The 13,892-nt window shown below is 40.9% G+C and carries 15 protein-coding genes; 6 read left to right on the top strand and 9 right to left on the bottom strand.

From position 1 onward, the window contains the following. Positions 1-110: 110 nt before the first annotated feature. The 6 genes from LA313_RS08595 to groL all read left to right on the top strand — a co-directional run bounded on the left by LA313_RS08595 (position 111) and on the right by groL (position 5,257). Complete coding sequence (locus LA313_RS08595) at positions 111-1,367, top strand: sigma-54 interaction domain-containing protein (RefSeq protein WP_228914274.1); 1,257 nt, start codon at positions 111-113, stop codon at positions 1,365-1,367. Positions 1,368-1,394: 27 nt separating this feature from the next. Further along, positions 1,395-1,901 carry an LPS assembly lipoprotein LptE gene (gene lptE, locus LA313_RS08590; RefSeq protein WP_228914273.1) on the top strand — a complete coding sequence of 169 codons (507 nt, stop codon included), beginning with the start codon at positions 1,395-1,397 and terminating at the stop codon, positions 1,899-1,901. After that, positions 1,901-2,749, top strand: a complete 849-nt coding sequence (locus tag LA313_RS08585; RefSeq protein ID WP_228914272.1) for a hypothetical protein — start codon at positions 1,901-1,903, stop codon at positions 2,747-2,749. Before lptE ends, LA313_RS08585 begins: the two co-directional genes overlap by 1 nt. A gap of 5 nt (positions 2,750-2,754) precedes the next feature. Continuing rightward, on the top strand, positions 2,755-3,093 hold the full coding sequence (gene secG / locus LA313_RS08580; protein ID WP_228914271.1) for a preprotein translocase subunit SecG: 339 nt from the start codon (positions 2,755-2,757) through the stop codon (positions 3,091-3,093). A 145-nt stretch (positions 3,094-3,238) separates the two neighbouring features. Beyond that, positions 3,239-3,514 carry a co-chaperone GroES gene (locus LA313_RS08575; protein WP_228914270.1) on the top strand — a complete coding sequence of 92 codons (276 nt, stop codon included), beginning with the start codon at positions 3,239-3,241 and terminating at the stop codon, positions 3,512-3,514. A gap of 102 nt (positions 3,515-3,616) precedes the next feature. Further along, positions 3,617-5,257, top strand: coding sequence for a chaperonin GroEL (gene groL / locus LA313_RS08570; RefSeq protein ID WP_228914269.1), 1,641 nt, complete (start codon positions 3,617-3,619; stop codon positions 5,255-5,257). Positions 5,258-5,440: 183 nt separating this feature from the next. Here groL and LA313_RS08565 read toward each other — a convergent pair whose 3' ends face one another. From LA313_RS08565 to LA313_RS08525, 9 genes are all read right to left on the bottom strand, one after another. Then, positions 5,441-6,010, bottom strand: a complete 570-nt coding sequence (locus LA313_RS08565) for a DinB family protein (RefSeq protein WP_228914268.1) — start codon at positions 6,008-6,010, stop codon at positions 5,441-5,443. Positions 6,011-6,036: 26 nt separating this feature from the next. After that, entirely contained in the window at positions 6,037-6,489 is a 453-nt protein-coding gene (locus LA313_RS08560) for an SRPBCC family protein (protein WP_228914267.1), read from the bottom strand. 1 nt (position 6,490) lies between these two features. Further along, positions 6,491-6,931, bottom strand: a complete 441-nt coding sequence (locus tag LA313_RS08555; protein WP_228914266.1) for a VOC family protein — start codon at positions 6,929-6,931, stop codon at positions 6,491-6,493. Positions 6,932-7,088: 157 nt separating this feature from the next. After that, complete coding sequence (gene clpX / locus LA313_RS08550; RefSeq protein WP_228914265.1) at positions 7,089-8,321, bottom strand: ATP-dependent Clp protease ATP-binding subunit ClpX; 1,233 nt, start codon at positions 8,319-8,321, stop codon at positions 7,089-7,091. Positions 8,322-8,372: 51 nt separating this feature from the next. Beyond that, positions 8,373-9,047, bottom strand: a complete 675-nt coding sequence (gene clpP / locus LA313_RS08545) for an ATP-dependent Clp endopeptidase proteolytic subunit ClpP (RefSeq protein ID WP_029033202.1) — start codon at positions 9,045-9,047, stop codon at positions 8,373-8,375. A 123-nt stretch (positions 9,048-9,170) separates the two neighbouring features. After that, the gene (gene tig / locus LA313_RS08540; protein WP_228914264.1) at positions 9,171-10,484 is read right to left on the bottom strand and encodes a trigger factor; all 1,314 of its coding nucleotides are present in this window, start codon (positions 10,482-10,484) and stop codon (positions 9,171-9,173) included. A gap of 85 nt (positions 10,485-10,569) precedes the next feature. Continuing rightward, positions 10,570-10,911 carry a phage holin family protein gene (locus LA313_RS08535; RefSeq protein WP_228914263.1) on the bottom strand — a complete coding sequence of 114 codons (342 nt, stop codon included), beginning with the start codon at positions 10,909-10,911 and terminating at the stop codon, positions 10,570-10,572. Positions 10,912-10,999: 88 nt separating this feature from the next. Beyond that, positions 11,000-12,565 carry a G-D-S-L family lipolytic protein gene (locus LA313_RS08530; RefSeq protein ID WP_228914262.1) on the bottom strand — a complete coding sequence of 522 codons (1,566 nt, stop codon included), beginning with the start codon at positions 12,563-12,565 and terminating at the stop codon, positions 11,000-11,002. 15 nt (positions 12,566-12,580) lie between these two features. Further along, positions 12,581-13,828 (bottom strand): OmpP1/FadL family transporter, encoded by a 1,248-nt coding sequence (locus LA313_RS08525; RefSeq protein ID WP_228914261.1) that lies wholly within the window; start codon positions 13,826-13,828, stop codon positions 12,581-12,583. Positions 13,829-13,892: the final 64 nt, after the last annotated feature.

Genomic DNA, 13,892 nt, shown 5'->3' with positions numbered 1-13,892 from the left:
TAAACTTTAAGATCAACATTGGAGGAGTAAAACTCTTTAATTAAATAGTACAGTATTTCCCGCACCCCTATTGGAATTTGGTGCTTGTTTATTGGAATTTGATTTAAAATATGGAAAGCATTCAGGCAATAAAACAACGTTTTGGTATTCTGGGAAATGACCAGAAGCTTAACAGGGCTGTAGAAAAAGCCATGCAGGTGGCACCTACAGATATTTCGGTGCTGGTAACCGGGGAAAGCGGTGTGGGAAAGGAAAGTATTCCCAAGATCATCCACGCCCTCTCCCATAGAAAGCATGGAAAATACATTGCTGTCAACTGTGGAGCAATTCCCGAAGGCACCATTGATTCAGAATTATTTGGGCACGAAAAAGGTGCTTTTACCGGCGCCTCCCAAACCCGGAGCGGATATTTCGAAGTCGCCGACGGAGGAACTATCTTCCTCGATGAAGTTGGGGAATTGCCTTTAACTACGCAGGTTCGGTTATTAAGAGTTCTCGAAAACGGAGAATTTATTAAAGTTGGTTCTTCCAAAGTTCAGAAAACTAATGTGCGCATTGTAGCTGCCACCAACCTTAATATGAGCGAAGCCATTCAAAAGGAGAAATTTCGGGAAGATCTTTATTACAGGTTGAGTACCGTTGAAATCTACCTGCCGCCCCTGCGCGAGCGCAAGGACGATATCCACCTGCTTTTTAGGAAATTTGCGTCAGATTTTGCTTTAAAGTACAAAATGCCCACCATACGACTTGATGATGATGCCATTAGCCTGTTACAAAAGTACCGATGGAATGGCAACGTAAGGCAGCTAAGGAATCTGGCCGAACAAATTTCTGTCCTGGAACAGGAAAGAAGTATTGACGCTGCAAAGCTTAAAGAATATCTCCCCGGTTATGGCAGTAATTTACCGGCCATTATTGAGGAGAAGAAAAAAGAAAGCGACTTCAGCAATGAGAGGGAGATCCTTTACAAAGTGCTTTTCGACATGAAAAACGATCTCAACGATCTTAAAAAGCTCACTTTAGAGCTCATGGAGAATGAGAGTCACACAAACGTGAAAGAAGAAAACGAAAGCCTTATTAAAAAGATCTACGGAAATAATGATGAGGAAGATGTCATTCCCGAAGAAATAACAGACGAGCAACTGGAAGTTCTTCAAATTCCGCAGCAAAATCAACCCGATAAACAGGATAAATATTATTTTGCTGAAGAAATTGAGGAGGAAGAAACCCTTTCCCTTCAGGATAAAGAATTGGAACTCATCAAGAAATCCCTGGAACGCCACAATGGAAAACGAAAGGCCGCGGCTGAAGAATTGGGAATAAGTGAGCGCACCCTGTACAGAAAGATCAAACAATACGACCTTTAAAATGTCATTTTTGACACCTTATATTTTATGAAAAAAATTCAACTGCTGCTTGCTGCCCTGTTTCTACTTAGCTTCCACTCCTGTGGCATCTACTCATTCACGGGAGCCGATGTGGGTGAGGCAGAAACTTTCCAGGTAAATTATTTTCAGAATGCAGCACCAATAGTAGAACCGGGAATAGACCGCACCTTCACACTGCAGCTTCAGGATCTTATTCAAAGTCAGACGAACCTCAACCTGACAGATGAAAACGGAGATTTGGTATATGAAGGTGAAATAGTGGATTATTACGTGTCCCCAATGAGTGCAACAGCTCAAAGTACAGCTGCTCAAAACCGGCTTACCATTGTGGTGAATTTGCGTTATTATAATACGCTTGATCCCGAAAAGGACATTTTAGACAGGCGATTCTCTTTTTACTATGATTATCCGGCCAACGATCAGCTTTCCGGCTCCACTTTGGCAACGGCCCTTGAGGAAATTTTCACCCGTATAACCCAGGATATCTTTAACGCCACCCTTACAAACTGGTAATGAAACAGGAGGAAGTAATATCGATATTAAAAAATCCGGCTGCAGTCTCTTTTGAGCAGACAAAAGCCCTGCACGAGGTTTTGAAAAAATATCCGTACTTCCAGGCTGCCCGTGCGGTACGACTAAAGGGGCTTAAAAATGTAAATAGTTTACATTACAATAAAGAATTAAAGGTTGCAGCTGCCCACACCGCAGATCGCGGAGTACTGTTCGATTTTATCACTTCGAAAGAGTTCAACCAGAACAAGATCGCCGATTCCATTAAAAAACAGGAGCAGCATCAAAAAGATATTGGAGATCTACAGCCCGGAGAGGCCGAAACAAAAGATGACAATCTTTCTCTTGACAAGGCTTTAAAAATGAAGGTGAAGGAATCTGAACAGGTTTTTGATCCCGAGCTTTTCAGAAGAAGAGAAAAAGAAGGGCAAACTTCAGCTGAAGATGATTCCCTTGATTTAGGAAAACCCCTCTCTTTTAATCCGAACGAAAATCATTCATTTTCAGAATGGTTAAAGCTTGCTTCAGCAAAACCTATAAACAGGGAAGGTTTATCTTCAGAAGAACAGGAAGCAAAGAGCAGAAAGTTTGAACTAATTGAGGAATTTATTTCCAAAAATCCGCGCATTACCCCCTCAAAAACTGCAAAAAAAGCCAATCTCGCAGAGGACAGCCTGGCAGCGCCGGAATCCCTTATGACAGAGACTTTAGCGCGGGTATACCTGGAACAAAAAAATTACAAAAAAGCCATACAGGCATATAAAATTTTAATTTTGAAAAATCCGGAAAAAAGTGGTTTCTTTGCAGACCAAATTCGGGCAATCGAAAAATTACAGGAAAATAACAGTTAAGCATAATGAGCACGTTTACAATCTTTTTGACACTTATAATTATAGTAGCGTTTTTGCTGGTAGTGGTTATCATGGTTCAAAACCCTAAGGGTGGCGGACTATCATCTGCCTTTGGCGGTGGTGCAAACCAAATTGGGGGAGTCCAAAAAACTTCGGACTTTTTGGATAAAAGTACCTGGACCCTGGCTACACTTTTACTTGTGCTTATCCTACTTTCCAACGTTACCATCATGGATGGGAATGGAGTTGGAGAATCTAAGATAATGGGCGGTGAACCAGAGGTGGAAACCAACATCCCTGCACCTATTGAAACTCCTGCCAACAATCCTGGAGAGCAGAACTAAAAAGTTCCTAAAATATTTATACAAATGCCAGCTTATGACAAGCTGGCATTTTTTTTTGGCTTTTGTCAGCATTTACCAACTGGCACAATTTTCGTCTTTAAGCCAGTTCAATTAATAGAATCATTAACTAAAATACATTTGTAAAATGGCACTAAACATTAAACCTCTTTCAGACAGAGTACTTGTTGAGCCTGCCGCAGCCGAAACTCAAACTGCATCAGGTATTTACATTCCAGAAACCGCAAAAGAAAAGCCTCAAAAAGGCACAGTAGTAGCCGTAGGCGGCGGTAAAAAAGATCACGACATGACCGTTAAGGTTGGTGACAGTGTGCTTTATGGAAAATATGCAGGTACAGAGCTCAAACTGGAAGGTAAAGATTACCTTATCATGAGAGAGGAAGATATTCTTGCTATAGTATAACCACTGTGGTTACACCGCCATCACTTACAGGCGGTTTTTTACCTCATCAATTTTTGAAAACAAGATTAATTCCCGGTTTCGGGAGAAAAAAATTTAATAAAAATGGCAAAAGAAATAAAATTTGACATCGAAGCCCGCGACGGTATTAAACGCGGAGTAGATGCATTGGCTAATGCAGTAAAAGTTACTTTGGGCCCAAAAGGTCGTAATGTGATCATCAATAAATCCTTTGGAGCTCCTGTAGTAACAAAAGATGGTGTAACTGTTGCAAAAGAGATCGAATTAGAAGATGCTCTTGAGAATATGGGAGCACAAATGGTAAAAGAAGTTGCTTCTAAAACCAATGATATTGCCGGTGACGGTACAACTACTGCTACTGTACTTGCTCAGGCCATCGTAAAAGAAGGTCTTAAAAACGTTGCAGCCGGTGCAAACCCAATGGATCTTAAACGTGGAATTGACAAGGCTGTAGAAGCTTTGGTTGCCAACCTTAAGGAACAAAGTCAGCAAGTAGGAGATTCTTCAGAAAAAATTAAGCAGGTAGCTTCTATTTCTGCCAACAATGACGATAAAATTGGAGAGCTAATCGCTCAGGCCTTTGGTAAAGTTGGAAAAGAAGGAGTGATCACTGTTGAGGAAGCAAAAGGAACAGAGACTCATGTTGATGTTGTAGAAGGGATGCAGTTTGACCGCGGATACCTTTCTCCTTACTTCGTTACCAACAGCGAGAAAATGACTGCAGATCTTGAAGATCCATATATCCTTATCTACGATAAGAAGATCTCTTCAATGAAAGACCTGCTTCCTGTACTTGAGCCTGTTGCTCAAAGCGGAAAGCCACTTTTGATCATTGCCGAAGATGTTGACGGTGAAGCCCTTGCAACGCTTGTTGTAAACAAATTAAGAGGTTCTCTTAAGATTGCAGCTGTAAAAGCTCCAGGATTTGGAGACAGAAGAAAAGCAATGCTTGAAGATATCGCGATCCTTACAGGTGGTACTGTAATTTCTGAAGAAAGAGGTTACACCCTTGAAAACGCAACTCTTGACATGCTTGGTACTGCCGAAAAAGTAGCTATCGACAAAGACAATACAACTGTAGTAAACGGTGCAGGTGACAACCAGGCAATCAAAGATCGTGTGAACCAGATCAAGTCTCAAATGGAGAGCACTACTTCAGACTATGACAAAGAAAAACTTCAGGAGCGCTTGGCTAAACTAGCCGGAGGTGTTGCTGTACTTTATGTAGGTGCAGCTTCAGAAGTTGAAATGAAAGAAAAGAAAGATCGTGTTGACGATGCACTTCATGCAACCCGTGCGGCTGTAGAAGAAGGTATTGTTGCCGGTGGTGGTGTTGCCCTGGTACGTGCAAAGGCAGTTCTTGCAAATCTTGAATCTATTAATGCCGACGAGGCTACAGGTATCCAGATCGTGAACCGTGCAATCGAATCTCCTCTTAGAACCATTGTTGAGAATGCAGGTGGCGAAGGCTCTGTAGTGATCAATAAAGTACTTGAAGGAAAAGGAAACTATGGATATGATGCAAAATCTGACACTTATGTGGACATGATGAAAGCAGGAATTATCGATCCTAAGAAGGTAACAAGAGTAGCTCTTGAAAACGCTGCTTCTGTTTCGGGCATGATCCTTACTACCGAGTGTTCTTTGGTTGATATCAAGGAAGAAAACGCCGGTGGTGGCGGAATGCCTCAAGGAATGGGCGGAGGTATGCCTGGAATGATGTAAAAATAGATTTGAGATATGAGTATTGAGTATTGAGATTTTACTCTGCATATCTTAAGTTTTAGAATAGAAAAACCCGCTTCTTTACTGAAGCGGGTTTTTTATTTCCGGCTACTAAAAAAGATTCCCCACTTCACCTGAATTTAAAGAGGTTCCAAAAATGTCATTTTTGGAACCTCTCTTAACTTATGCTTCGGCTGCAGAAGTTTCTACAGATTTCAATGCCCTCTCGGCCTGTAGCAAATGTCTTTGATTATGATAGATAGCAACTCTAAAAGTGTCTCCCAGCCGCAACCTAATGAACCTGGAAATACTTATTCCGGTTTTGGTGCGGGTAAGACTTACACTTTTTGCTTTTTTGAGCAACTCCAGTAACTTTTGCTGATGCATGATGAACCTGTCGATAACTTCCTTACCCAGTTTCTTTCCCGAGGGATTAGTACTCTTCAAAGTTTTCATCTTTTTAAAACCCTCTTTTGGAAGCATACTTTGAGCAAAATAATTTCCCAAAAAGCCACTTTTGAAGATCTCTTCGTGCAGATAAGGTGAAGAAGCAATTTGGTTTTCAATTTCAGGAACATAGAAATCCCCGTAATAATTGAGATGTTCAATACATTCCAATGCACTCCAGGAGCCCGGTGCAGGACTTTGGTTAAGATCATGGACAGATCTTTTGTTTAGCTCACGGGCCATTCTAAGATTGGCCTCTGTGCGAACAATAAGATCATTAATTACTTCGGCAGATGTTGTTTTCATGACCGTTGAATAAAGAAATTAAAAATCTATTTTTTCAGAAAATCAAATGCGCCCTTGCGAAGGTTTATACCGTGCTCCATATAAGCTTTTAAACTGGCTGAAAAATTAGCCCAGCCTTCAGTATTCTGGCCATACCATTTTATTCCCTGTTCGGTTACCTCCATCTTTCCTTCGGTGATTGTTACAAGAGTCTGAGTATCGGTAATTTTCTCCAGATTAATTTCTACGGTAGTCTTAAATCCTTCGGCTCCATCCCATTCAAAAAGAACCTTTTCAGAAGCATTTACCTGAACAACTTTGACAGGAAAACTATCAGGGAATTCGGGAAAGGTCCAGTTGACGGTCTTCCCTTCCTGCAGACTCCCGGAGGAACCTGAAATAAAGTACCCGCTCATTTTCTCAGGCTCAACTATCGCCTCAAAAATGTCATATTTGGATCTTGCTATTTGAATCGCAGTCTTGATCTCCAGTTGTTGCATTCTAGGTATTGCCTTCGGGTTTGGGATGGTTAATGATCCAGGTTACTCCAAATTTGTCTGTACACATTCCGTAGTAACTTCCCCAGAAAACATCACCTATTTGCATGGTAATCGAACCTTCTGCACATAAAGCTTCAAAGTACTTATCGGCTTTTTGTTTGCTTTCCACATCGATTGCGAGAGAAACATTGTTCCCCTTCACCACCTCGGGGCACCATCCATCGTCGCAATCACTCCCAATCAATTGGCATTTTTCTCCGAGGGGTAACACAATGTGTTTAATCTTGTTCATTCTATATTCCGGAATCTCGAGACCTTCATCTGACGGGATATCCCGATATCGACTTATATGGGAGAATTCGCCTCCAAAAATCGATTTATAGAAATAAAAAGCTTCTTCACAATTGCCGGAAAAAGTAAGGTAGGGATTTAATTTTTCCATTATCCGTCTATTTAACAAATCATTACATTCTGTCTAATTTACACGTTTATTCGAATTGTTGTATTAAAATTTTCAAAAATTCAGAAGACATGAAATACAGGCCATAAAAAAAGCCATTCTAAAGAGAATGGCTTTAAATATCCTTTTTGATACCTTATCAAGAGACTGCTTTAAGCCTTTTTATACCAGATTTATCCAGTTTCTCTTCGGCGTAATCTCTATCGACCTCCAGTACGTTGGTATTGCCTTCGGGCATTTCAAACATAGCATCGGTAAGTATTGCTTCACAGAGGGACCTCAAGCCACGAGCTCCAAGCTTATATTCTATTGCTTTTTCTACGATGAAATCCAGAGCTTCATCGGTAATAGTAAAGTTAATATCATCCATCTCAAACAGCTTTTGATACTGTTTAATAATAGCATTCTTAGGTTCTGTAAGTATTGACCTAAGGGTCTTTCTATCCAATGGGTTCATGTGTGTAAGCACCGGGAGACGACCAATAATTTCGGGAATAAGTCCAAAATCTTTTAAATCTTTTGGAATGATGTACTTAAGCAAATTTTCCCGCTCAATAGCATCATCGCTTTTGGAAGCACTAAAACCAACCGCCTGCATATTGAGTCGCTTGCTAATGTTCTTCTCAATGCCGTCAAAAGCCCCTCCTGTTACAAAGAGAATATTTTCTGTATCTACTTCAATAAACTTTTGATCGGGATGTTTACGACCTCCTTTTGGCGGCACATTCACTGTAGTTCCTTCCAGAAGCTTAAGTAATGCCTGCTGCACGCCTTCTCCCGACACATCCCGCGTGATCGAAGGATTATCGCTCTTGCGGGCAATCTTGTCGATCTCATCAATAAATACGATCCCGTGCTGTGCCTTCTCCAGATTATAATCGGCAGCCTGAAGCAAGCGGGTAAGTATGCTTTCCACATCTTCCCCCACATAACCGGCTTCGGTCAATACCGTGGCATCTACGATAGCCAGCGGCACGTTTAGCATTTTGGCTATGGTTTTGGCCATAAGGGTTTTACCGGTACCGGTCTCCCCTACCATAATAATATTACTTTTCTGGATCTCGATATCATCGTTATTCACCGGCTGTAATAATCTTTTGTAGTGATTATAAACAGCGACAGAAAGTACCTTTTTGGTGTGCTCCTGCCCAATAACGTATTGATCCAAAAAGCCTTTGATGGCCTGAGGCTTTCTTAGCTTTAGCTCTGAGGAAAGTTCCCCCGAGCTGTCTTGTTTTGATTCTTCAATAACGATCCCATGAGCCTGCTCAATACACCGGTCGCAAATATGAGCGTCCAGCCCGGCGATAAGCAGGTTGGTTTCAGGTTTTTTTCTTCCGCAGAAGGAACATTCTAATTCTTCTTTTGCCATAAATCTTTTCTTGTAGCCTTTAAGGCTTCTCTACATTCTTCAAAAAAGGAATTATTCCCTAGTTAAAATTTCATCTATCATTCCGTATTCCAAAGCTTTATCTGCTTTCATCCAATAGTCACGGTCACTGTCTTCATGGATCTTCTCATAGGTTTGACCAGTGTGCTTTGCAATGATATCATAAAGCTCTTTCTTAAGGATAAGGATCTCACGAGCTGTGATCTCAATGTCACTTGCCTGTCCCTGCGCCCCACCTAAAGGCTGGTGGATCATCACACGGGAATGCGGCAAACCGCTCCTTTTTCCTTTTTCCCCTGCACAAAGAAGAACTGCTCCCATAGAAGCGGCCATTCCCGTACAAATTGTTGCAACATTGGGCTTAATGAACTGCATTGTGTCATAAATACCCAAGCCTGCATAAACACTTCCTCCAGGAGAGTTAATATAAATCTGAATATCCTTGGAGGAATCTGTACTCTCTAAAAACAACAACTGTGCCTGAATAATATTGGCCACCTGGTCGCTAATTCCGGTTCCTAAAAAGATAATACGATCCATCATTAAACGTGAGAAAACATCAAAAATGGCAATATTCATTTGCCGCTCTTCAATGATGTTTGGCGTCATACCCTGAGGGTACATGCTGCTTATTATCTTGTCGTAATAGTTACTGTTGATCCCGTGATGACGGGTTGCATATTTCTCAAATTCTTTAGCGTAATCCATTGAAATAAAATCGGTTTTACTTTAAAAAGAGGAATTTTTCCCCCTAAATCATTTACCAAAAAAGGCGTTATCCCGCATTCGGTCTAACGCCCTTAAAGATATAAGTATTAATTAACAAAAGTTCTATTGGTAAACTTCTTTAACAAATTCTTCGTACGTTACTTCTTTCTCCTCAAGGTTTACTTTTTCCTTGTAAAGTTCAAGAAGTTTCTGGTTCATTAATTGTTCCGAAAGGCGCTTTACTTCCTCCTGATTGGAAAGGATTCTCGCTGCGATATCATCAAGTTCCTTTTCTTCGGGATTCATCTGGCCAAATTGAGCCATTTGTTCTTTGATCCTGTCTTTGGCAAAAGATTTTAGATCTTCAAATTTCACTTCCAGGTTATGCTCCTGTATAAGCTTACCTTCGATCAATTGAAATCTTAATCCTTTTTCACTTTTTTCGTACTCTTCCTTCGCCTGCTCTTCAGAAAGTTCTTTTTCACCTGCGGTTTGGATCCACTTCTGAAGAAATTCCTTTGGAAGATCAAAATTGTGAGTCTCTATAAGCATCTCAGTAACATCATTCAGCAATTGCTGGTCACTTTGTTGTTCGAATTGCTTTGCAGCGTCTTCTTTTATTTTTTCCTTAAGCTCGGAAACAGAAGTGACTTCCCCTGCCCCAAAAAGCTTATCGAATAACTCCTGATCAAGATCGGCCAACTCCTGAGTGTTAACTTCCTCAACTTCAAACTGCACCTCAACATCAAGTCCATGCGCCTTGTCATGCTCAACTTTAAGAAATTCCATCAACTGGTGATCATCTTCAAAAAGATCTTTGGTACTAACAGAAACAGTATCACCGGCCTTAGCTCCAAGGAAAGGCTCCTTGTTTTTCAACTTTTCAAGAGGAAGGGTAGTTTTAGATTCTATTCCTTCAGCTTCATTTTTAAAAGTACCTGTAACCTGGTCTCCTTCTTCGGCAACTTCTTTTGAAACGAGTTTCCCATATTGCTTCTGAAGGGTCTTCACCTGGTTATCTATCATTTCCTCACCGGCAACGATCTTGTAATAAGTTATAGCCTCTTTGTTGTCCAGGCTCACTTCAAATTGTGGAGAAAGACCTAATTCAAATTCAAAGGTGTAGTTATCACTGTCCCAGTCAAAATTTTCCTGCTCCTTTGGAAGCGGATTTCCAAGAACATCAAGTTTTTCTTCAGTAAGATACTTATTCAATGAATCCTGAAGTAACTTGTTCACCTCATCAACCAAAACAGCCTTACCATACTGCTTTTTCACCATCCCCATTGGCACATGTCCTTTTCGGAAGCCGGGAATATTTGCATTCTTACGGTAATCTTTTAGTACTTTTTCAACTTTGTTGCTGTAGTCCTCTTTAGCTATATCTACCTTGAGTACGGCATTAAGTTCGTCTATGTTCTCTCTCGTTATATTCATTATAATTGCTTATAAAAATTGGTCTGCAAAAGTACAACTTTTTTAAGAGCGAGCAAAGTTTCAAAAAGTTGAAATTCAGCAGCCTTTATTTCTTTTCGGCAATAGAGAAAAACAGAGATTGGATAATTGATAATAAAAGGCTAAAAAGCACAGCAATCCAAAAGCCACTTACCTGGAATCCATCTACAAAAGCATCGACCAGAAGTATAATAATTGCATTGATCACGATTAAAAATAGCCCCAGAGTAATAATGGTAACAGGTAATGTCAACAGCACCAGGATAGGCTTGACAATTAGATTAAGCAGCGCCAACACCAGGGCTACGACAATTGCAGTAAAATATCCAGTAACCGTTACACCGGGAAGAAAATTAGCAAGGAAAACCACAACAACGGCTGTAAGGAGAATTCTTAAAATGAAAGTCATAGTTTAATATTTTTGAATACTAAGATAGTCTTTTGAACGAAAAACGCCGGGTATGTCCCGGCGTTTTGATGATTATTAATAAAAGCCCTTAATCGTTACTCGGAGTAATGGTGCCATAATAACCAATATTCACAGTTGGGACAGTAGCATTATATTTGTCGTTAACAGCTTCAATAATACGATTGGCAACAAGAGCATAGCCTCTTGGTGTAAGATGAACTCCATCAAGGGAGAAAGCACCACCACTTCCAAAAGTTGAAGTAAGCACTCCTGCATCATAGTTAACCCCCGTGGTAGCAGTTTGCTCCAGCATTGCTGCTGCATCTACAAATGCTAATCCGTTAGCATCAGCCAATTGTTTAATTGTTTGATTGTACTGGGTTCTCGCTGTATTAATGTCATTTAATTCTGAAGCATCCAGGGCGTCCCCATCATCAATACCATTTACTGCATCCAATACAAGTTGAGCCTGTTCTGGAGAAGGTTGCTGTCCAGCCTGTAGCATTCCAAGTACTTCCATTACTTGTGGCGTAATAGCAGCCGACCCATATCCCTGCTCCCGTAAAGCTGATTGATTGATTGTCAACAGGAGTAATTCTTCCTCTGTCATTTGACGAAAACCAAGTGGATTAGTTTGAGTTTCAGGAACATCAATTATAAAGCGATTTTTCCCCTCATTGAAAGTAATGGCATATTGAGAAGCTATTGCCTGCGCCTGCTCTGCGGGCACTTGCTGGCTCATTAAAAACTGTGTGAATATTCCGGCTACAGCCTGAAAATAACCGGTCAACCCGGCAGCCTGTTCTGCAGAAAGTTCTAATGCGTTATTAGGAACAGTTGTAAAAAAGGGAATATTTGTAACATCAGGAATGTTAAGCAGCACTCCTTCCTCGGCGCCGGCACTCATCATTAGGTCCACTAAAGTTGAATATACTCCCGCAAAAACCTGAGGGTTGGTAATATCATTGGAACCATAAGCAGAAAGTTCCACAGTTGGATCCTCTTGATAAACACCCAAACCACCTGAAGTAGCAAAACTTAAAACGTCATTATTACCAATCCATAAGGTAAAGAAGGTGGGATTTTGAGCTACAGCATCTGCTAACACCGTAGCATTTTCTGTTGAAGCAAACCTTGCAAAATAAGGATTCGAAGCTCCTGTTAATACTCCGGCAGGATTTCCATAGCCTGGCGCAATTAAATGGAAACTTTTTGCTCCTGGCACTCCCATATTATTAAAAGATCCCGATAGTTTGTTAGTAACCTCTGTAGTAGGCTGGCTTCCGGTGTAATTTCTTGGAGATGTTCCACTTTCACCTATTCCCAGCACAAGCCTTGTGTTGGCAATTGGAGTTCCATTAAAAAGAAGACCCCCGGCGTTGTCGGCCATTAAGGGCTGGTCAAAATCCTGAGTCTCCTGCACTTTTGCAAATTGTTGCGCCAGGATATTTGGGTAAGAATTCTGCTGACCGGTGATATACAATGCATTATCTGCATAGCCCGCTGTAAGAGAATTTCCTAATGCCACATAGTTTGAAAAGTCAGCTTCCCCACTGGAATAAGCATCAATATCATCAACCGGATTTTCAAATTCGGGTTCACAGGCAACCATCCCCAGGGCCAGAATTCCGATATATTTTATATAGTTTTTCATATTCAAATTTCTTTATTATAGTTTATAAGTAACACCCAGCCCAGGAATAAAGGCTACAGATTTATATGTTCCTCCAAAAGGTACATTTTGCCCATTTTCATCAATGTAGTGGTCGTAGGATGCATCTACCTCGTCAAATCTTATGTATGCAAAAGAGGCGTCTATTGCAAGTCTTGAAGTCACATTAAGAGAAAGTCCCCCGGTGAAACCCATGGAGTCATTACGTGGAGTCTCTGGTGCAAAATATCCAGGTTGTACAGGGGATTGATCAAGATAATAACCTGCACGTAAGGTCAACTTATCTGTTGCAATGTATTGTGCTCCAAATCTCCAGGTATTGGCATCCTCATAACCACGTGGATTTTCAGAAACCACACCATTGGCAAATTTTATATCAAGGGATTCATACACTCCCCAATAAGTCCTGTTAAAATCAAAGGCCAATAACCACTTTTCATTGAGCTCATAAGATAGACCTACAGTAAGTTCTGCCGGTAAAGGCAACTGAGCATCAAAAGTTGTATCGCTAAAAGGTGCAAGCGGCGTATTTGGAATGTTTTCAAAATCGGCATCTCCACCTTCAGCATTCATAATGATCTCAGAACGGTAATTAACTCCCACTCTAAGATCTTCGGTAGGAGTAAAAAGTGCACCTGCAGACCATCCCCATTCGTTCACTCCCGAAGCGTCTATGGTAACATTTGATCTCTCACCATCAATGTTGGTAAGGGTTCTGCTTAAATTACGGTTAAAATTAACCGAACCTGTCACGAAGATGGGACCACCACCAACGCTCACGAAATCGGCGATCTTGTAAGAAACAAGTGGCTGGATGTAGATAGCCTGAAGTTTAATATTATTAACTAAGTGAGAACCGGCCCAGTCATCTTCCCATTCTACCGTACTCCCGTAAGGGGTATATATACTAAGGCCAAGAGCAAGATTTTCATTCAATTTATAAGAAGCATTGAAGTAAAAAGGAGTTCCCGCAGGGTTATCTGTACGAGCTGTTGCTCCTGTAGATTCATTTTGCCAGGCAACTTCAGAAAATACTGCACTTACCCCTGCAGAAATGGTTAATTGGTTTTCAAGGTAAACAAGTCCTGCCGGATTGAAAAAACCCAATTCGGCACTGTTAACTACGGCAACTCCCGTGTGTCCCATGGCCAGTGCGCGCTGCCCCTGTACACCAACACGATAACCACCGGCATAAGTTATAGTACCTGCAAGAACAAATACCATTAGTAATAAAACTTTTTTCATAATAGTTTGTGTAGATTTAATTTTAGGATCAATGGCTCAAAAATAGCATAAATTGAATATAAGG

Source organism: Salinimicrobium sediminilitoris (assembly GCF_020866905.1).
Taxonomy (GTDB): Bacteria; Bacteroidota; Bacteroidia; order Flavobacteriales; family Flavobacteriaceae; genus Salinimicrobium; species Salinimicrobium sediminilitoris.
The sequence above is the reverse complement of the archived record's forward strand: the minus strand, read 5'-3'. Positions and strand labels throughout refer to the sequence as shown.

Coding starts and splice junctions, on each gene's coding strand:
- LA313_RS08595 (WP_228914274.1), top strand. CDS start 111: ATGGAAAGCATTCAGGCAATAAAACAACGTTTTGGTATTCTGGGAAAT.
- lptE (WP_228914273.1), top strand. CDS start 1,395: ATGAAAAAAATTCAACTGCTGCTTGCTGCCCTGTTTCTACTTAGCTTC.
- LA313_RS08585 (WP_228914272.1), top strand. CDS start 1,901: ATGAAACAGGAGGAAGTAATATCGATATTAAAAAATCCGGCTGCAGTC.
- secG (WP_228914271.1), top strand. CDS start 2,755: ATGAGCACGTTTACAATCTTTTTGACACTTATAATTATAGTAGCGTTT.
- LA313_RS08575 (WP_228914270.1), top strand. CDS start 3,239: ATGGCACTAAACATTAAACCTCTTTCAGACAGAGTACTTGTTGAGCCT.
- groL (WP_228914269.1), top strand. CDS start 3,617: ATGGCAAAAGAAATAAAATTTGACATCGAAGCCCGCGACGGTATTAAA.
- LA313_RS08565 (WP_228914268.1), bottom strand. CDS start 6,010: ATGAAAACAACATCTGCCGAAGTAATTAATGATCTTATTGTTCGCACA.
- LA313_RS08560 (WP_228914267.1), bottom strand. CDS start 6,489: ATGCAACAACTGGAGATCAAGACTGCGATTCAAATAGCAAGATCCAAA.
- LA313_RS08555 (WP_228914266.1), bottom strand. CDS start 6,931: ATGGAAAAATTAAATCCCTACCTTACTTTTTCCGGCAATTGTGAAGAA.
- clpX (WP_228914265.1), bottom strand. CDS start 8,321: ATGGCAAAAGAAGAATTAGAATGTTCCTTCTGCGGAAGAAAAAAACCT.
- clpP (WP_029033202.1), bottom strand. CDS start 9,047: ATGGATTACGCTAAAGAATTTGAGAAATATGCAACCCGTCATCACGGG.
- tig (WP_228914264.1), bottom strand. CDS start 10,484: ATGAATATAACGAGAGAGAACATAGACGAACTTAATGCCGTACTCAAG.
- LA313_RS08535 (WP_228914263.1), bottom strand. CDS start 10,911: ATGACTTTCATTTTAAGAATTCTCCTTACAGCCGTTGTTGTGGTTTTC.
- LA313_RS08530 (WP_228914262.1), bottom strand. CDS start 12,565: ATGAAAAACTATATAAAATATATCGGAATTCTGGCCCTGGGGATGGTT.
- LA313_RS08525 (WP_228914261.1), bottom strand. CDS start 13,828: ATGAAAAAAGTTTTATTACTAATGGTATTTGTTCTTGCAGGTACTATA.